At 59.8% G+C, this 17,624-nt stretch carries 14 protein-coding genes; 12 read left to right on the top strand and 2 right to left on the bottom strand.

Annotation, left to right across the window (positions count from 1 at the left end; all coding sequences use genetic code 11):
• Positions 1–1,679: single-stranded-DNA-specific exonuclease RecJ (gene recJ, locus ACIN8IBEIGE_RS17695; RefSeq protein WP_160015801.1), on the top strand; the 1,679-nt coding region annotated here is incomplete at its 5' end.
• A 5-nt stretch (positions 1,680–1,684) separates the two neighbouring features.
• On the opposite strand, the gene ACIN8IBEIGE_RS17690 is transcribed toward recJ, so the two are convergent.
• Positions 1,685–2,356, bottom strand: coding sequence for a transglutaminase-like cysteine peptidase (locus ACIN8IBEIGE_RS17690; protein WP_160015800.1), 672 nt, complete (start codon positions 2,354–2,356; stop codon positions 1,685–1,687).
• A gap of 351 nt (positions 2,357–2,707) precedes the next feature.
• Here ACIN8IBEIGE_RS17690 and ACIN8IBEIGE_RS17685 point away from each other — a divergent pair, with 351 nt between their 5' ends.
• Together ACIN8IBEIGE_RS17685 and ACIN8IBEIGE_RS17680 are read left to right on the top strand one after the other, a co-directional pair.
• The gene (locus tag ACIN8IBEIGE_RS17685; RefSeq protein WP_160016425.1) at positions 2,708–3,445 is read left to right on the top strand and encodes a tellurite resistance TerB family protein; all 738 of its coding nucleotides are present in this window, start codon (positions 2,708–2,710) and stop codon (positions 3,443–3,445) included.
• A 91-nt stretch (positions 3,446–3,536) separates the two neighbouring features.
• Positions 3,537–4,331 carry a hypothetical protein gene (locus tag ACIN8IBEIGE_RS17680; protein ID WP_160015799.1) on the top strand — a complete coding sequence of 265 codons (795 nt, stop codon included), beginning with the start codon at positions 3,537–3,539 and terminating at the stop codon, positions 4,329–4,331.
• A 3-nt stretch (positions 4,332–4,334) separates the two neighbouring features.
• On the opposite strand, the gene ACIN8IBEIGE_RS17675 is transcribed toward ACIN8IBEIGE_RS17680, so the two are convergent.
• Entirely contained in the window at positions 4,335–5,975 is a 1,641-nt protein-coding gene (locus ACIN8IBEIGE_RS17675) for a diguanylate cyclase domain-containing protein (RefSeq protein ID WP_160015798.1), read from the bottom strand.
• 241 nt (positions 5,976–6,216) lie between these two features.
• On the opposite strand from ACIN8IBEIGE_RS17675, the gene ACIN8IBEIGE_RS17670 reads away from it, so the two are divergent.
• The 9 genes from ACIN8IBEIGE_RS17670 (at position 6,217) to lysS (ending at position 17,502) form a co-directional block, all read left to right on the top strand.
• Positions 6,217–7,851 (top strand): methyl-accepting chemotaxis protein, encoded by a 1,635-nt coding sequence (locus ACIN8IBEIGE_RS17670; RefSeq protein ID WP_160015797.1) that lies wholly within the window; start codon positions 6,217–6,219, stop codon positions 7,849–7,851.
• A 2-nt stretch (positions 7,852–7,853) separates the two neighbouring features.
• The gene (locus ACIN8IBEIGE_RS17665) at positions 7,854–8,357 is read left to right on the top strand and encodes a chemotaxis protein CheW (RefSeq protein WP_160015796.1); all 504 of its coding nucleotides are present in this window, start codon (positions 7,854–7,856) and stop codon (positions 8,355–8,357) included.
• The gene (locus ACIN8IBEIGE_RS17660; RefSeq protein ID WP_160015795.1) at positions 8,354–9,607 is read left to right on the top strand and encodes a CheR family methyltransferase; all 1,254 of its coding nucleotides are present in this window, start codon (positions 8,354–8,356) and stop codon (positions 9,605–9,607) included. The genes ACIN8IBEIGE_RS17665 and ACIN8IBEIGE_RS17660 overlap by 4 nt, the downstream gene beginning before the upstream one ends.
• Complete coding sequence (locus tag ACIN8IBEIGE_RS17655; RefSeq protein ID WP_160015794.1) at positions 9,597–10,265, top strand: chemotaxis protein CheW; 669 nt, start codon at positions 9,597–9,599, stop codon at positions 10,263–10,265. The genes ACIN8IBEIGE_RS17660 and ACIN8IBEIGE_RS17655 overlap by 11 nt, the downstream gene beginning before the upstream one ends.
• On the top strand, positions 10,262–12,517 hold the full coding sequence (locus tag ACIN8IBEIGE_RS17650) for a hybrid sensor histidine kinase/response regulator (protein ID WP_160015793.1): 2,256 nt from the start codon (positions 10,262–10,264) through the stop codon (positions 12,515–12,517). The genes ACIN8IBEIGE_RS17655 and ACIN8IBEIGE_RS17650 overlap by 4 nt, the downstream gene beginning before the upstream one ends.
• Positions 12,514–13,518 carry a chemotaxis response regulator protein-glutamate methylesterase gene (locus ACIN8IBEIGE_RS17645; RefSeq protein WP_160015792.1) on the top strand — a complete coding sequence of 335 codons (1,005 nt, stop codon included), beginning with the start codon at positions 12,514–12,516 and terminating at the stop codon, positions 13,516–13,518. The genes ACIN8IBEIGE_RS17650 and ACIN8IBEIGE_RS17645 overlap by 4 nt, the downstream gene beginning before the upstream one ends.
• A 76-nt stretch (positions 13,519–13,594) precedes the next feature.
• Positions 13,595–14,617 carry a diguanylate cyclase gene (locus tag ACIN8IBEIGE_RS17640; protein ID WP_256665219.1) on the top strand — a complete coding sequence of 341 codons (1,023 nt, stop codon included), beginning with the start codon at positions 13,595–13,597 and terminating at the stop codon, positions 14,615–14,617.
• 209 nt (positions 14,618–14,826) lie between these two features.
• A protein-coding gene (prfB, locus tag ACIN8IBEIGE_RS17635; protein ID WP_108486710.1) for a peptide chain release factor 2 occupies positions 14,827–15,922 on the top strand; the annotation gives its coding sequence in 2 pieces (ribosomal slippage) (positions 14,827–14,898 and positions 14,900–15,922; 1,095 coding nt in all).
• Between the two features lie 77 nt (positions 15,923–15,999).
• Positions 16,000–17,502 carry a lysine--tRNA ligase gene (gene lysS, locus ACIN8IBEIGE_RS17630; RefSeq protein ID WP_160015791.1) on the top strand — a complete coding sequence of 501 codons (1,503 nt, stop codon included), beginning with the start codon at positions 16,000–16,002 and terminating at the stop codon, positions 17,500–17,502.
• Positions 17,503–17,624: the final 122 nt, after the last annotated feature.

Raw genomic sequence — 17,624 nt, 5'->3', positions numbered from 1 at the left:
TGCCTGATCTAGGCGCTCTGCCACCGTTGCTGACCCGCCTGTACGCTGCCCGCGGCGTGCAGTCCGCTGCCGAGCTGGATAAGGGCCTGGCGCGGTTGATTCCGTATCAGCAGCTCAAGGGTATGGACGCGGCGGTCGATTTGCTGGTGTTGGGGTTGCAACAAGGTCAGCGCATGCTGATCGTCGGTGACTTTGATGCCGATGGTGCCACTGCCAGTACGGTCGGTGTGCTGGGGCTGCGCATGCTCGGCGCGGCCCATGTTGATTACCTGGTGCCCAATCGTTTCGAGTACGGCTATGGCCTGACTCCGGAAATCGTCGCGGTGGCGCTTGAACGCGAGCCTCAGCTGTTGATCACTGTGGATAACGGTATTTCCAGCGTTGAGGGTGTAGCGGCGGCCAAGGCCACTGGCTTGACCGTGCTGGTCACCGATCACCATTTACCCGGTGCCGAATTGCCGGCGGCGGATGCCATCGTCAATCCCAATCAGCCAGGTTGCGAGTTCCCCAGCAAAGCATTGGCCGGGGTTGGGGTGATGTTCTATGTGCTGCTGGCCCTACGTGCGCGGCTGCGGGAAATGGGCTGGTTTACTGTGCGGCGTCCGGAGCCGAACCTGGGTGAGCTGCTTGATCTGGTGGCCCTGGGCAGCGTGGCCGACGTGGTGCCGCTGGATGCCAACAACCGCATTCTGGTGCATCAGGGCCTGGCGCGGATTCGTGCGGGGCGGGCACGACCGGGGTTGCGCGCAATTCTTGAGGTGGCGGGGCGTGATCATCGGCGCATTACCTCCACCGACCTGGGTTTTATCCTTGGTCCACGGCTGAATGCGGCGGGGCGCCTGGATGATATGGCGTTGGGCATCGAATGCCTGCTCTGTGAAGACGAGGCGCTGGCCCGCGATATGGCGGTTCAGCTGGATCAGCTCAATCAGGACCGCAAGGCCATCGAACAGGGTATGCAGCGCGAGGCCCTGGCCCAGCTCAAGGATCTGCCGCTGGAAGATATGCCCTTTGGTCTGTGTCTATTCGAGCCAGACTGGCACCAGGGCGTAATCGGCATCCTCGCCTCGCGGATGAAAGAGCGTTATCACCGTCCGACCATTGCCTTTGCCGATGCTGGCGATGGCGTGCTGAAAGGATCGGCGCGTTCGGTGCCGGGTTTTCATATCCGTGATGCGTTGGATGCGGTCGCCGCCAAACACCCTGAGCTGATCAGCAAGTTTGGTGGACATGCCATGGCGGCGGGGCTGTCACTGCCACAGGCGAATTTTGCCGCCTTTGCCGCCGCCTTTGATGCTGAGGTGCGCCGCCAGCTGTGTGAGGACGATCTGACCGGCCGCTTGTTGTCTGATGGCGCCCTGTCCATTGAAGAGTTCCATCTGCCCTTGGCCAAGGAGCTGCGCAATGCCGGGCCCTGGGGGCAGCATTTCCCCGAGCCGCTGTTTCATGGCGTATTTCAGCTGGTGCAGCAGCGCGTGGTCGGCGAGCGGCATCTGAAAGTGGTGCTGAAAAGCGAATGTGGCAGCGTGCAGCTCGATGGCATCGCTTTTGGTGTGGACCGCGAAATCTGGCCGAACCCGACTGTGCGCTGGGTCGAGCTGGCCTACAAGCTGGACGTCAATGAGTACCGTGGGCAGGAAAGTGTGCAGCTGCTGATCGCCCATATCAGCCCGCGCTGATTGGGCTAGCCCTGCGGTGCGGCCGCGGCTGAGCCATCGGCCAGCGCTCGTTCGCTTAACTCATTCCAGCGCGCGAGAAACTGCGGTGGCTGGCTGACGTGCTGCGGTGACTTGGCCAGAAATACACCGTGGTTATTGAAGGAATACACCGGCAACAGATCATCACGCTCACTGGCTGGGCGGATGCGCGGGTCAAGGTTGTCGAGAATCAGCGGTTGCTCGCTGGTGCTGGGGTAATAGGCCAGCACCATATGCGCCTGATTCTGCTTGAGCGCCTTGACGAAGGTCAGGCGCAGCTTCTCACTCGGCACACCCATACGTACCAGGCTGAAGTATTTGGCGATGGCGAAATCTTCGCAGTCACCTTTGCCCAAGCTGAGTGTCTGTGCCGGTGTGGCCCAATAGTCATCGGAGCCCCAGGCCTGTTGGTCGCTGACAAAACTCACCGAACGGTTGATAAAGTGGTTGACCCGCTCCAGCTGGGCGCGCTCGTTATCGCTGGCTGAGTTGTCGAGCAGGTTGAGCCAGCTGGCCAGGCGTGTATCACTGAGCGCCGCCGCCAGGGCACTGTGCTGAGTGCTCGGTGCATCGGCCACCAGCACTGGGCTGAATAGCCAGCAACTGGCAAGCAGGCTGCGCAGCAAGCGGTGAACGTAGCGGTTGGCGCGTGGTGGCATGGCGCGAAGTCTCCGGCGTCGGCTCTTGATAGCCTTTTGCCGTTGTTGAGGTTTGTGTGCCCGCCATCCTTGGAGGGCACCCTGCGGGCCGTCGCTGCGCGACGTTAAAAATTGCGCCCGGTAATTTTTTGTAGCGCCATCCTATCGGCGTCAAATATAGAACGACTATTGTCAGAATGTGATGGTGACCACTCTTTGACATATTTGCAGGCGGATAACCGACGAATAGCCGGTTTCCCTGGCTTTCACGTCCGTTGGCAATCTTTCGAAGCACTCTGACGTTAGGTGGCGAGAAACCTCCGTCTCTAGAATCAGTCTGTGTTTGCACAACTTTTTTAGGGAGAGCGCTTGATGATTACCCGTGGCTTGCTTGATCAGTTGTTGAAATCCGGCCAGGACCTGATGCAGCAGAAGTCCGCAGGCGGCTCGACCGGTGGCTTAGGTGGGGCTCTGTTCGGTTTGCTTGGCGGCGCCGACAAGGGTGGCCATGGCGGTGATCTGGGTACGCTGCTCAAAGGGGCGGGTGGTGGCGCGCTGGCCGCCGGTGCGCTGGGCATGCTGCTGGGCAACAAGAGTGCACGCAAGATGGGTAGCAAGGCGCTGACCTATGGTGGCCTGGCCGCGCTCGGCGTGGTTGCCTACAAGGCTTACAACAACTGGCAGGCGCAGCAGGCCAATGCGCCGCAGGGTGAGCCACAAACCCTGGATCGTTTGCCGGCACCGCAGGCCGAGCTGCACAGTCAGGCAATTCTCAAGGCACTGGTCGGCGCGGCCAAAGCCGATGGCCATGTCGATGCCCGCGAGCGGCAGTTGATCGAAGGCGAGCTGGTCAAACTCACCAGTGACGCCGAATTGCAGCATTGGCTGCAGGCCGAATTGAACAAGCCGCTGGACCCCGCCGAAATTGCCCGCGCGGCCAGTACGCCGGAAATGGCCGCAGAAATGTACATCGCCAGCGTACTGATGGTCGATGAAGAGCACTTTATGGAGCGCGCCTATCTGGAAGAGCTGGCTCGCCAGCTCAAGCTCGATCCGGCGCTAAAGGCCGAGCTTGAGGCTCAGGTGCGTCAGGAGCTGGTGGCCGGCTAATACCGCGTAGCGGCCATTTGCCAAGGGTTGTGGCCGCTAACCGGCGGCCTCCCTATAATTGGCGCTTTTCCTCGCTATGGATGGATGTCCGATGCGCCGTACCTATACCAATTGTCTACTGAGTCTGGCGCTGGTTCTTTTCAGCGCAATCGCGCATTCCGCGCCTGATGTGGCGCTGACTCAAGTGCAGCTGGCGCAGGTACAGGTGTTTCGCGCCAGTACCGATCTGTTTATCCATCGCGGTGAAGGTGGACATGCCGAGCTGGCGGCCAAGGTGCAGGCCGACCTGAGCAAGCTGCGCGAAAGCCTGGCGACCTTGCAGGCGCAGCCGCTGACCGATTCGGCGCGCTTGGCGATGGAGCAGTTGCAGTCACCCTTGGCGACCTTTACCGCGTTGGTCGAGCAAACCCTGGCCTATAACCCCAGTGAGCCGGACCTGCCGTGGGAGTTCAACTTCCAGTACAGCAAGGCTCAGCGCGAGTTGGTGGCGGCTTTGGAGGCACTAGAGCAGCAACTGCTGAAAGGCCAGGCGCAGCCATTGTCTGCGGCGGATCTGCGTTTGCAAAGCCTGCCGGCCAAGGTGCAATACCTGGCGGCGCGCTATACCGCGCGGGCTTATGTTGGTGATATCGAGACCCTGCCCGAGCAACAGCAGCATTACCTGAATCAGGATATCGACGTGCTGGCCAAGCAGGTCGATGCCGAGCTCGCCACCCTGGCGACTGAGTTGACCGGCGAGCAGCAACAGCGTTTGCAGCGGGCGCAGACGCGCTGGAAATTTATCTACTCGCGCCTGGTCGGCTACAACGACAACCTGGTGCCGCTGGTGGTCGAGCGGCATGCGGCCGAAATGGCGGACCAGTTGCTGCGCCTACGGGCTAAATAAGCCTCATTGCTTATAGTAGGCTGAGTGGAACACTGCGCAGTTCTTGCCGGCATGCTTCGCCCGGTACAGGGCCTGGTCGGCCAGTTCCAGTGCTTCGGCCAGGTTGCTGCTGTCCAGCGGCCATAGTGCACCGCCGATGCTGCAGCCAACCACAACCTGATTGTTGCCCAGATCGACCGGCGCACTTAGCGCCGCAAGGGTGCGTTCGGCCACCAGTTGTGCCTGCCCCAGGGCTTCACCGCTGGGCACTTGGAGCACCATCAGGAACTCGTCACCACCCAGGCGTGCGACCAGATCGCCATCACGCAGGCAGCTGCGCAGGCGTACTGCGACTTCACGTAGCAGCTGATCGCCTGCTGCATGGCCGAACTGGTCGTTGATCGGCTTGAAGCCATCCAGATCCAGGTAGAACAACGCCAGGCAATTGCTATTGGTCTGGCTGCGTTGCTGCGCGCGTGGCAAGTAGCTTTCCAGGGCGACTCGATTGGGCAGGCCGGTGAGCGCGTCGTGGTGAGCAAGGTTTTCCATGACGCCGAGGGCGTTTTGCTGGTGAGTCAGGCTTTCCACCAGATGGCGAATCGAATTGCTGAGTATCTCGATCTCGCGGGTGCTTTTCAGCTCGGGAATCACGCTGATTTCACCCGCGCTAAGGCGATCCGCCGCTTCGGCAATCTGCCGCAAGGGGCGGGTGAAGTAGCCAGTTACCAGCCAGCCGAGCAGCGCGAACAATACTGCAAGGCCGCTACCCCACAGCAGGATATAGCGCGTTGTTTCGCGCGCCGGGGCGTAGGCTTCATCCAGTGGCTGGCGGGCGATCACCGTCCAGCCCAAGCCTTTGTAGTCCATATGGCCCTGGCTTAGCGCCAGGCCTGTCAGGTACTGCTTGCCGTCCGGCCATTCCTGCACGGCCCAGAGGTCCTGGCGTTGCGCCACTTCGTTGAGGGCAGGCAGGTGCAGGCGCTGGCCGATCATTTCCTTGGGGGCCAGAAGGATCGTGCGGTCCTGGCCAATCACGAAAAACTCGATATTACGGCGCTTCTGGATTGGTTCAAGGATGGCCAGGCGTACTTCATCGGCCCATGACCAGGACAGGTGCGAAGCCAGCACGCCCACCAGACTGCCATCCGCGGCAAACACCGGCAGGCTGATATCGACGAATTTCATCGCCTCACCGCTTGGGTTGGGCAGCAGCTTGGCCAGCAGCACGGCCTCATGTACGTCGCCGATAAACACGGTTTTCTGCGCTTCCATGAAAACCGGGCGCTGGGCGATGCTGGCACCTTCCAACACACCATCGCTGGAGGCCAGCACCGTGCCCTTGGCGTCGGTAAAGCCGATCCAGGCGATGCTGGGGAACTCGCTCTGCAGGCGGTCGAGCAATACGCGAACCTCGACGATATCGTCCGGCTGGCGCAGTGCGCGCAGTTTGCCGATTACCTGGAGCATGGCGGCGCGGCTCTGCATGTCGCGGTCCAGGCGATCAACCATCATAAAGGAGACTTCGGCGAGATCCCGGCCGACCTCTTCGCGGATGCGCTGGCTGGCATCATGGCCAATCAGGCTGCCGAGCAGCCAACTTAGGCCTGCGACCAGCACTGCAATCAGCAGGGCAAAACGGCTACGTAGGCTGTGCGGTCTACCCATACTGACGCAACTCCGCAGGCGGTTTAGGTGTATCAAGCTAATTGAGGGCTGGTGTAAATAAGGTTTGAGCGTTCAGCGGGCAGTCTAGCTCAGCTGTACTGGGCTTGGTCAGAGTAGGGATGGCTCTGTGGCCTATGGTATTTCAGAGCTTGCTGCTGGCTGACGCAAACTCTAGAGTCCGAATAACTGCGCGCAATCGCGGTCTGGTTGGCTGGGTGCGTTTAATCGAGTGGGGAATACTGTGAAGAACTGGACTGTCCGGCAACGCATCATCGCGAGCTTTTCTGTTGTGGTGATTATCCTTTTGCTGCTTTCCACAACCGCCTATTACCGTTTGGCAACGGTCGAACAGGCGGCGGTTAATGTGCGCAAGTCGGCGGCTCCTGGTATGCAATTGGCCGGGCAGATGCGCTTGGCCTGGGCGGATCACCTGATGGAAAGTCAGCGTTTATTGATGGTTGGTCAGGATGATGACGCTAGGCGCAACTTGAGTCCGGAGGAAAGTAAGGTTTTTGCCGAGTTGATTCAGCAGCTAGACACAACGTGGGCGGCCTACCAAGAGACCAACAGCTCCGAACGCAGTCGGTTGGAGTCGCAAGAGTTCTTAAGCAAGCGTGATCAGTACCTGGCGCTACATGGCCAACTGCTTGCACTGCTTGCGGATGGTCGCGATGTTGATGCCCGCCGCTTGGTGCGCGAAGAGTTACTACCAACTTGGCTAGAGGCGCGCAAAGTACTGACTCAGTTGTTCGAGTTAAATCAGCACACGGCTAATCAAGCTGTGGAGCAGATTGTCACAGATGCCGGGTTGACCAAGTTGAGCCTGGTGCTGGCTATTTTGATTGTTCTGGTGGTGGCGGCACTGAGCGCGGTGATTTTGCAGCGCACCATCAGTCAACCTATTGCTGTGATCGTGGAAACCTTCAAGGTACTTGGTTCAGGCGACCTTTCTGCGCGCCTTGCTATGGGGCGGCGCGATGAGTTCAACGCCATCGAAGAAGGCTTCAATAGTATGGCTGATGAGCTGAAGAGTCTGGTGGCTCAGGCGCAGCGTTCGGCCGTGCAGATGACCACCTCAATCACCGAAATCGCTGCAACCTCCCGTCAGCAGCAGGCTACTGCTACCGAAACGGCAGCCACTACTACGGAGATCGGCGCCACCTCGCGTGAAATTGCGGCCACCTCGCGCGATCTGGTACGCACCATGAACGAGGTTTCTGGCACTGCCGAGCAAACCTCGGTGTTGGCCGGTTCTGGTCAGTTGGGCTTGGCCCGCATGGAGGATGTGATGCGCCATGTGGTGGGTGCTGCCGACGTCGTAAATGCCAAGCTGGCGGTCCTCAATGAGAAAGCGGGCAATATCAATCATGTGGTGACCACCATCGTCAAAGTGGCGGATCAGACCAACTTGCTGTCCCTGAATGCGGCCATTGAAGCCGAGAAGGCAGGTGAGTATGGCCGTGGTTTTTCCGTGGTTGCTACTCAGGTGCGGCGCCTGGCCGATCAAACGGCTGTGGCCACCTATGACATCGAACAGATGGTGCGCGAGATTCAGTCTGCAGTGTCGGCGGGGGTCATGGGGATGGACAAGTTCTCCGAAGAGGTGCGCCGGGGTAATAGCGAGATGACCCAGGTGGGTGATCAGCTGTCGCAGATCATTCATCAGGTGCAGGCACTGGCGCCACGGGTGCAGATGATGGACGAGGGTATGCAAGCCCAGGCGACCGGTGCCGAACAGATCAATCAGGCGCTGGTGCAATTGAGTGAAGCTAGCGGCCAGACGGTTGATTCGCTGCGCCAAGCCGGTGCTGCCATTGACGAATTGAACCAGGTGGCCGGTAGCCTGCGCAGCGGCGTCAGCCGATTCAAGGTCTGAGTATGCACACCCCGAGTGCCGGCCAAACGTACGCCAAGCGTGAGGCGGGTGAGTTGTATTTGTTATTCAGTCTGGACCAGGACCGTTACGCATTAAGTGTGCACGAGGTGGTCGAGGTGTTGCCGTTGCGCCGTCTGAAGGCGTTCCCGCAGGCACCTTCTTGGGTCGCTGGCGGCTTTGAGTATCGTGGGGCACTGGTGCCGGTGATTGATCTGTTGGTCCGCGCCTGTGCTCGACCTGCAGCGACGTTGACCAGTACCCGGCTGGTGCTGGTGCAGTACCAGCCGGCCAATCGTGTGCTGGGTCTGATCCTGGAAAAGGCCACCGATACCTTGCGCCTGTCTAGCAGTGCCTTTGCTGACTCGGCGTTGCACGCCGGCGAGGCGCAGTACCTGGGAGGGGTGCAACGTAGTGCACAGGGGCTGGTGCAGCGCATCGAAGTTGCCGGTTTGCTGCCTGCGGACGTGCGTGCGCTGCTGTTTCCTGAACCGGGCGGGACGCCATGATTCGCCAGATAGAGCACCTGCTGAAGCAACTGATCGGCCTGGAGGCGGAGTCGGTTGGTCGACTGGTGATTGAGCGGGCCGTTCGTCAGCGCATGCAGGCACTAGAGCTTGCTGCTGAAGATGACTATTGGAAGCAGTTGGAGCGTTCGAGTGGCGAGCAACAGGCGTTGGTCGAGGCGGTAGTGGTGCCGGAAACCTGGTTTTTCCGCTACCCGGAGTCGTTTGTGACCTTGGTCGAGTTGGCGCTCAAGCGCAAGGCTGCGCTGGCTGGCAGTCGTGCGCTGCGCGTCCTCAGTTTGCCGTGCTCCAGTGGTGAGGAGCCTTATTCGATAGTGATGGCGCTGCTGGATGCGGGTTTTGCGCCTGCTGCATTCCAGGTTGATGCGTTGGATGTCAGTGCTCGGGTGGTGGAGTTGGCACGCTTGGGGCATTACGGACGCAATTCATTTCGTGGACAAGAGCTGGGCTTTCGCGAGCGCTATTTCGAGGTGACGGACAGCGGTTTCCAGCTACAGCAGCGGGTGCGCGACCGAGTCCAACTGCGTTGCGGCAACCTATTGGACAGTAATGTGCTGGGCGGTGAAGCGCCGTTTGATTTTGTCTTCTGCCGCAACCTGCTGATCTATTTTGATCGCCCAACGCAGAATGCGGTACTGGATGGGCTGCAACGCCTGCTGCACGCCGATGGCACCTTCTTCGTCGGTCCAGCCGAGGCAAGCTTGCTGACTCAGCGCGGCATGCAGGCGTTGGGTGCACCGCTGACGTTTGCTTTTAAGCGTGCGGTTGTGGCACCAGTGGTAACGGCACACGGGCGCGTGGTGGTGCCAGAGCCTGTTCGGTCGATGCGGCCAGAGCCACAGCCGCTGCGCGCGCTGCCGGCCGTGGCTCTGGCACCGCCGGCACCTGCAGTGCGGCTCGACGATGCGGCCAGTGCGCTGGCCAGAGTCGTTGAACTAGCCGATGCCGGGCGCAGTGAGGAGGCGCTACAGGAGTGTGAGCGTTATCTGCTTGAGCACGGCCCTAGTGCCGATGCCTTTTATTGGTTGGCCTTGCTCAATGACATGGCCGATCAGGGTGACAGTGCACAGGCTTACTACCGCAAGGCGCTTTACCTTGAACCCGAGCATGTTGAAAGCCTGGTGCATCTGGCGACGCTGCTGGCGGCGCGCGGTGACCATGAGGGTGCCAAGCGGTTGCAGCTGCGGGTAAGTCGCGCGAACCCTACTGGAATGAAACGCGATGAGCGATGAGCTGACGCTTGTGGGCGGCGGGGCCGCTATCGATGATTGCTGGAACCGTATCGGGGTGCAGGGCGATAAAAGCTGTGAGCGTCTGCGTGAGCATGTGCATTGTCGCAATTGTGAGGTGTATGCGGCGGCCGCGACACGCTTGCTTGAGCGTTATACGTCGTTACATGACGACGTCGAGTTGGTTGTCCAAGAGCAGGCCGTTGCGTGTTGCTCACTGTTGGTGTTCCGCATTGCTGAAGAGTGGCTGGCGATTGCTACGCGTAGCCTAGACGAGGTGGTGGCGCTGATGCCGATTCATTCATTGCCTCACCAGCGTTCTCGCAGCCTGTTAGGTGTGGCTAATGTGCGCGGCACCTTAGTGGCTTGTCTATCGCTTGGCGAACTCCTAGGTATTACTGTCGGTGGAGTACCGCCTACCCAGCAGCGGGTCATCCCGCGCATGCTGATTCTTACTGGGCAAGGCGGGCCTGTGGTCGTACCCGTGGATGAGGTGGACGGTATTCACGCCATTCCACTGCACAGTGTGCTGCCGGCGGTGCGTGATGGTGGCCTGGCGGTTAGTCAGTTTGCCAGTGGTGTCGTGCAATGGCAGGGGCGCAGCCTGACCCGGCTGGATGACGAGCTGTTGCGCCAGGCCATAGGTAGGAGTCTCGCATGACGCCTGATCAGATGAGGGATGCTTCGCTGCTAGAGCTCTACCGTCTGGAGGCGGATGCCCAGGCGCAGCTACTGGATGCCGGCTTGCTGATCTTGGAGCGTGAGCCTTGCCATGCCGGGCAGTTGGAGGCCTGTATGCGGGCGGCGCATTCGCTCAAGGGCGCTGCGCGTATTGTCGGATTGGATGACGGGGTGAAAGTCGCGCATGCCATGGAGGACTTGCTGGTTGCCGCCCAGGAAGGCTTGCTGCGCTTAGTGCCCGAACAGATTGACGGGTTGCTGCAGGGCACCGATCTATTGCGCCGGGTTGGCGCACCAGTGGTGGCCGATGCACCCTCGGTCGAGCGGGTTGAACAGCTGGTGAGCTTGTTGCAGTCCCAGTTGGCAGCTGCTGTGCCGACTTTGGGTCGTGCGACTGCAGCAGAAGAACCTGCTGTACCGGCTGAGGTTGTGCCTGAGTTCGTATCTGCGGATGAGCCGCTTGAAGAACCGCATGATGATGGTCGCAACCGGGTATTACGCGTTTCGGCCGAGCATCTTGATCACTTGCTGGATATGTCGGGCAAAGCACTAGTTGAGTTTCAGCGTATCCAGCCGTTGGCCGACGCTCTGCAGCGACTTAAACGTCAACAGACATCGGTGCGTCGCACTCTGGATGGCTTGCGCGATATCACCTTGAACAGCTCGTTGGAGCCACAGGCGTTGGCGCTGCTGGAGGAATCCAGGGCGCAGATGACTGAGTGCCAGCAGCTGTTGCAAGAGCACTTTGAGGCCTTTGATGAGTTTGCCTGGGAGGGGGGGCTGCGCAGCCGCTCGCTTTACGATGCGGCACTGTCCTCGCGTATGCGTCCGCTGGCAGATGTTCTGGTGGGTCGCGCACGGATGGTGCGCGACTTGGGGCGCACGCTCGGTAAGCAAGTACGTCTGGATATCGAAGGGGAGGCCACCCAAGTCGACCGTGATGTGCTTGAACGTCTCGATGCACCCTTGACCCACCTTCTGCGTAATGCGATCGACCATGGCATCGAACCGCCTGAGCTACGTGCCCGCAAGGGTAAGACGCCGGAAGGGCGTTTGTTGCTGCGTGCGCGACATCGTGCCGGCATGTTGCTGCTGGAATTAAGTGATGACGGTGCCGGCGTGGATGTCGAGCGCCTGCGCGAAGTGGTGGTAGCACGCAAGTTTGCCAGTACTGAGACGGCTGCCAAGCTGGCGGAGGAAGAGCTGCTGGCGTTTCTGTTTTTGCCGGGCTTCAGTCTGCGTGAACAGGTAACCGAGACCTCGGGGCGCGGTGTGGGCCTCGATGCGGTGCAGCATGAGCTACGGCAGTTGCGCGGCAGCGTGCGCCTGGAACATCGGCGTGGCGAAGGCAGCACCTTTATCCTGCAAGTGCCGCTGACGCTGTCCGTGGTGCGCAGCCTAGTGGTGGAAGTGGCTGGCGAGGCCTATGCCTTCCCCTTGGCGCATATCGAGCACATGGTGCGAGTCAGTCCGGAGGATGTCGTGCAGCTGGAAGGGCGCCAGCACTTTTGGCACGGTGACCGCCATGTCAGCTTGATCTCCGCCAGTCAATTGTTGCAACGCCCTGAGGGCCGTACCGAAGACGCTGGCATCCCGCTGGTGTTGATTCGCGAGCGCGACAACCTCTACGGCGTTGCCGTGGAGCGTTTTATCGGCGAGCGAACGCTGGTGGTTATGCCGCTGGACCCGCGCTTGGGCAAAATTCGTGACGTGGCCGCCGGCGCCTTGCTGGATGACGGCACACCGGTGCTGATTCTAGATGTTGAGGATTTGTTCAGCTCGATTGCCAAACTCTTGGGCAGTGGTCACCTCGACCGAGTTGATCGACGCCGTCAGGGCGCTCGTGAGGCCGCTCGCAAGCGGGTGTTGGTAGTCGATGACTCGCTGACGGTGCGTGAGCTTGAGCGCAAGTTGCTGCTCACTCGTGGTTATGACGTAGTGGTCGCAGTGGATGGCATGGACGGATGGAATGCGCTGCGTGCAGAACACTTCGATTTGCTGATTACCGATATCGACATGCCGCGAATGGACGGTATTGAGCTGGTCACGCTGGTACGGCGTGACAGTCGTCTGCGCAGCTTGCCGGTGATGGTGGTGTCTTACAAAGACCGGGAAGAAGATCGCCGGCGAGGCTTGGATGCTGGTGCGGATTATTACCTGGCCAAGGCCAGCTTCCATGACGAAGCCCTGCTTGATGCGGTGCTGGTACTGATAGGTGAGGCGCAGGGATGAGAATCGGTATCGTCAACGATATGCCGTTGGCCGTGGAGGCGCTGCGTCGTGCGCTGGCGCGGGCCCCCGAGCACCAAGTGGTCTGGGTCGCGGGCAGTGGCACAGAGGCCGTAAAGCTCTGTCGAGTGGACACTCCGGATCTACTTTTGATGGATCTTCTGATGCCGGAAATGGATGGCGTTGAGGCCACCCGGCAGATCATGGCCAGCACGCCCTGCGCGATCCTGATCGTCACTTCGGACGTTGACCGCCATGTCAGCCGTGTGTTCGAAGCCATGGGGCATGGTGCCCTGGATGTCGTTGCCACCCCCGTGCTAGGCGCAGCAGCGCTGCCGGATGCGGCAGCGCTGCTGCGCAAGATCCGTAACCTGGGCTTGCTGTTCGAGCAGAACACCACGCGTAAAACGCGTGAGCCTATCCAGCGCGCCACTAACAGCTGTCGCCAGCCGTTGGTGGCGATAGGTGCGTCGGCGGGCGGTCCGGCTGCTTTGGTTGAGCTACTCAAGCAACTACCCTCTGGTTTTCCGGCTGCCATCGTATTGGTGCAACATGTGGATGAGGCATTCGCCACTGGCATGGCGCAATGGTTGACAGGTGAGTCGCACCTGCCGGTGCGCTTGGCGCGCCCGGGTGATGTGCCGCAGTCTGGAAGTGTGTTGTTGGCGGGTAGTAATGATCATTTGATTCTGCAGCGTAATGGTGAGCTGGCCTATAGCTCTGAGCCCAGTGCACATATTTACCGGCCGTCGATTGATGTGTTTTTTGACAGTGTGGCGGCCAATTGGGCGGGGGACTCCATCGGCGTGCTACTGACGGGCATGGGGCGCGATGGTGCCCAGGGGCTCCTCAGTATGCGTCGGCGTGGTTTTATGACCATCGCCCAGGATCAGGCCAGCTGCGCGGTGTATGGCATGCCCAAGGCGGCAGCACAGCTTGGTGCTGCATCAGAAATATTACCCCTAGCCGATATCGGTCGGCGCTTGGTGGCGTTGTTTGACTAATGACGGAGATGGCTAAGTGCTATTGGATGTTGCAGGGGCTATAACTATAGAGGGCGCTAAGCCTGGAGTAATTGGTATGCAGAGTTTTCCTCATCTCAACGATGCTCATGAGGATGCATCGACATCTGCACCATTGATGGTTTTGTTGGTCGACGATCAGGCGATGATCGGTGAAGCTGTGCGTCGGGCTTTGGCGCCTGAGGTGAACATAAGCTTTCATTTTTGCTCGGACCCTTTGCAGGCGGTGAGTCTGGCTGAGCAGATAAAACCCACGGTTATTTTGCAAGATCTGGTTATGCCAGGCGTGGATGGGCTTGAATTGTTGACTCAGTATCGAGCGCGCCACGCGTTGCAGGACGTGCCGATTATCGTGCTGTCGACCAAGGAAGACCCCAAGGTCAAAAGCGCGGCGTTCACCCTGGGTGCCAACGATTACCTGGTTAAACTCCCCGATGTTATTGAGCTGGTAGCGCGTATTCGTTATCACTCACGTTCTTATATGGCCCTGCAGCAGCGCGATGATGCCTTTCGCGCGTTGCGTGAAAGTCAGCAGCAACTGCTGGAGGCCAATCTAGTACTGCAGCGCTTGATGAGATCAGACGGGCTAACGGGGCTGGCCAATCGAAGACACTTTGATGATTGTCTGAACAGTGAGTGGGCACGTGCGCTACGTGAACAGAGCGAACTGTCGCTGCTGATGATCGATGTTGATCACTTCAAGGCCTTTAATGATCGTTTTGGCCATGTGGAAGGGGACGAAACCTTGCGCAAGGTCGCGGCGTGCATGAATGAAATGTGCAGTCGATCTTCGGATTTGGCAGCGCGTTATGGCGGTGAGGAGTTCGCCATGATCCTGCCGGGCACCACACGCGGCGGGGCACGCTTGTTTGCGGAGAAGGTCCGGCTCTCTGTGCAAGCCTTGGCAATTCCCCATGAGAAGCCCGTGCAGGGGTCCATCGTCAGTATCAGCATGGGCGTTGCCACGCTCACTCCGCGGGTAGACATGGCGCCGACCGACCTGGTCGAGCTGGCTGATCGGGGCTTATACCTGGCCAAGCAGAATGGGCGTAACCAAGTGTGTCTTGTTGCTCCGGATTGAGGCGCGGCGCAGCGTTTTAACTGATTGTTGGCCGTCTGGAGGTGTTCGCCATGGGCTGCCAGCAGGGTATCGACTGGGGTATACTCGCCGGCTTTTCTGAAACTTCGGGGCCAGGGTCAGGTTGCCGAGCTCGATCATATGCCGTGAGGTTGCTGATCGGGCTGCACTGGGCCGCTGTACACCTCAATCGCCTGCGAGTGCTGAACACCATGGAAATCAACCCGATCCTTAATAGCATCAAGGACCTGTCCGAGCGCACCCAGACTATTCGGGGGTATCTTTGACTACGATCACAAGCATGATCGCCTGGTCGAAGTAAACCGCGAACTCGAAGACCCGAACGTCTGGAACAAGCCCGAATACGCCCAGAGCCTGGGCCGTGAGCGCGCCACGCTGGCGCAGATAGTCGAAACCATCGACGATCTGACCGGCAGCCTGGCCGATTCGCGCGACCTGCTCGATATGGCCGTCGAAGAAGACGATCAGGGTGCGGTCGACGACGTCGCTGCTGAAATCGAACGCCTGCGCGAAATTCTCGAGAAGTTGGAATTCCGCCGCATGTTCAGCCACGAGATGGATCCGAACAACTGCTACCTGGACATCCAGGCCGGCTCCGGCGGTACAGAAGCGCAAGATTGGGCCAATATCCTGCTGCGCATGTACCTGCGCTGGGCTGACAAGCGCGGTTTCAGCGCCGAGATCGTCGAGTTGTCCGAAGGTGAAGTCGCCGGCATCAAGGGCGCCACTGTGCATATAAAAGGCGAATACGCCTTTGGTTGGCTGCGTACCGAAATCGGCGTGCACCGCCTGGTGCGCAAGAGCCCGTTCGACTCAGGCGCCCGTCGCCACACCTCGTTCTCGGCGGTGTTCGTGTCGCCCGAGATCGACGACAAGGTCGAGATCGAGATCAACCCGTCCGACTTGCGTATCGACACCTACCGCTCCTCCGGCGCCGGTGGTCAGCACGTCAACACCACCGACTCGGCTGTACGTATCACCCACGTACCGACCAACACCGTGGTGGCGTGCCAGAACGAGCGCTCGCAGCACGCCAACAAGGACACCGCCATGAAAATGCTGCGGGCCAAGTTGTACGAGCTGGAAATGATGAAGCGCAACGCTGCGTCTCAGGCCCTGGAAGACTCCAAGTCGGATATCGGCTGGGGTCATCAGATTCGCTCCTACGTGCTTGATGACTCGCGCATCAAGGATCTGCGTACTGGCGTCGAACGCAGCGATTGCCAGAAGGTGCTCGATGGCGACCTCGACCAGTACCTCGAGGCCAGCCTGAAGCAGGGCCTTTGATCCGTTCCCGCCGGAGTGAGCTCGGCTCGCTCCGGCCAGTAACCCCTTTGACTTAGATGCCAGGCAGATAGACGACCATGAGCGACCAACAACTCGACCAGAACGAACTGCAACAGGACGAAAACAAGCTGATTGCCCAGCGCAAGGAAAAGCTTGCTGCCATCCGTGAGCAGGGCAATGCCTTCCCCAACGACTTCCGCCGCGACAACTACTGCGCCGACCTGCAGAAACAGTACGCCGAGAAGACCAAGGAAGAGCTGGCCGAGGCTGCCATTCCGGTCAAGGTGGCCGGGCGCATCATGCTCAACCGTGGCTCGTTCATGGTGATTCAGGACATGACCGGACGCATCCAGGTCTACGTCAACCGCAAGACCCTGTCCGAAGAAACCCTGGCCGCGGTGAAAACCTGGGACATGGGCGACATCATCTCCGCCGAAGGCACCCTGGCTCGTTCCGGCAAGGGCGACCTGTACGTGGAAATGACCGAAGTGCGCCTGCTGACCAAATCGCTGCGCCCGCTGCCGGACAAGCACCACGGCCTGAGCGACACCGAGCAGCGCTACCGCCAGCGCTATGTCGACCTGATCGTCAACGAAGATGTGCGCCAGACTTTCCGCGTGCGTTCCCAGGTGATCGCGCACATCCGCAGCTTCCTGATGAAGCGCGACTTCCTCGAAGTCGAAACGCCGATGCTGCAGACCATTCCTGGCGGCGCCGCAGCCAAGCCGTTCGAGACCCACCACAACGCCCTGGATATGCAGATGTTCCTGCGTATCGCCCCGGAGCTGTACCTCAAGCGGCTTGTTGTTGGCGGGTTTGAAAAAGTGTTCGAGATCAACCGCAACTTCCGTAACGAAGGTGTTTCGACTCGGCACAATCCCGAGTTCACCATGCTCGAGTTCTACCAGGCCTACGCCGACTACGAAGACAACATGGACCTGACCGAGGAGCTGTTCCGCGAGTTGGCCCAGCTGATTCTGGGGACTACCGACGTGCCCTATGGCGACAAGGTGTTCCACTTCGGCGAGCCGTTCGTGCGCCTGTCGGTGTTCGACTCGATCCTCAAGTACAACCCGGAAATCACCGCTGCTGATCTCAACGACATCGAGCGAGCTCGTGAGATCGCCAAGAAGGCCGGCGCCAAGGTGCTCGGCTTCGAAGGCCTGGGCAAGCTGCAGGTGATGATTTTCGAGGAGCTGGTCGAGCACAAGCTGGAGCAGCCGCACTTTATTACCCGCTACCCGTTCGAAGTCTCGCCGCTGGCCCGTCGTAGCGACGACGATCCGAGCGTCACCGACCGCTTCGAACTGTTTATCGGCGGCCGCGAAATCGCCAACGCCTACTCCGAGCTCAACGACGCCGAAGACCAGGCCGCGCGCTTTATGCAGCAGGTGGCCGACAAGGACGCTGGCGACGACGAGGCCATGCACTTCGACGCCGACTTCGTCCGCGCCCTGGAATACGGCATGCCGCCGACCGCCGGTGAGGGTATTGGTATCGACCGTCTGGTGATGCTGCTGACCAATTCACCGTCGATTCGCGACGTGATCCTGTTCCCGCACATGCGCCCGCAGGCCTGATGTTGCTAAGCCGCCTCCGGGCGGCTTTTTATTACCTGACTTTTTATTGCCTGCAGATGGATTATTTTTGCGATTTACTGACTAAGTCATTAGTAATCTTGAATAAACGACAGAGGATCGTC

The organism is Pseudomonas sp. 8BK, assembly GCF_902506475.1.
Lineage (GTDB): Bacteria > Pseudomonadota > Gammaproteobacteria > Pseudomonadales > Pseudomonadaceae > Aquipseudomonas > Aquipseudomonas anguilliseptica.
Note: the sequence above shows the minus strand (reverse complement) of the source record. Positions and strands in the feature narration are given on the sequence as shown.

Excerpts from the sequence above, each read along its gene's own strand:
- ACIN8IBEIGE_RS17690 (WP_160015800.1), bottom strand. The coding sequence starts at position 2,356 with ATGCCACCACGCGCCAACCGCTACGTTCACCGCTTGCTGCGCAGCCTG.
- ACIN8IBEIGE_RS17685 (WP_160016425.1), top strand. The coding sequence starts at position 2,708 with ATGATTACCCGTGGCTTGCTTGATCAGTTGTTGAAATCCGGCCAGGAC.
- ACIN8IBEIGE_RS17680 (WP_160015799.1), top strand. The coding sequence starts at position 3,537 with ATGCGCCGTACCTATACCAATTGTCTACTGAGTCTGGCGCTGGTTCTT.
- ACIN8IBEIGE_RS17675 (WP_160015798.1), bottom strand. The coding sequence starts at position 5,975 with ATGGGTAGACCGCACAGCCTACGTAGCCGTTTTGCCCTGCTGATTGCA.
- ACIN8IBEIGE_RS17665 (WP_160015796.1), top strand. The coding sequence starts at position 7,854 with ATGCACACCCCGAGTGCCGGCCAAACGTACGCCAAGCGTGAGGCGGGT.
- ACIN8IBEIGE_RS17660 (WP_160015795.1), top strand. The coding sequence starts at position 8,354 with ATGATTCGCCAGATAGAGCACCTGCTGAAGCAACTGATCGGCCTGGAG.
- ACIN8IBEIGE_RS17655 (WP_160015794.1), top strand. The coding sequence starts at position 9,597 with ATGAGCGATGAGCTGACGCTTGTGGGCGGCGGGGCCGCTATCGATGAT.
- ACIN8IBEIGE_RS17650 (WP_160015793.1), top strand. The coding sequence starts at position 10,262 with ATGACGCCTGATCAGATGAGGGATGCTTCGCTGCTAGAGCTCTACCGT.
- ACIN8IBEIGE_RS17645 (WP_160015792.1), top strand. The coding sequence starts at position 12,514 with ATGAGAATCGGTATCGTCAACGATATGCCGTTGGCCGTGGAGGCGCTG.
- ACIN8IBEIGE_RS17640 (WP_256665219.1), top strand. The coding sequence starts at position 13,595 with ATGCAGAGTTTTCCTCATCTCAACGATGCTCATGAGGATGCATCGACA.
- lysS (WP_160015791.1), top strand. The coding sequence starts at position 16,000 with ATGAGCGACCAACAACTCGACCAGAACGAACTGCAACAGGACGAAAAC.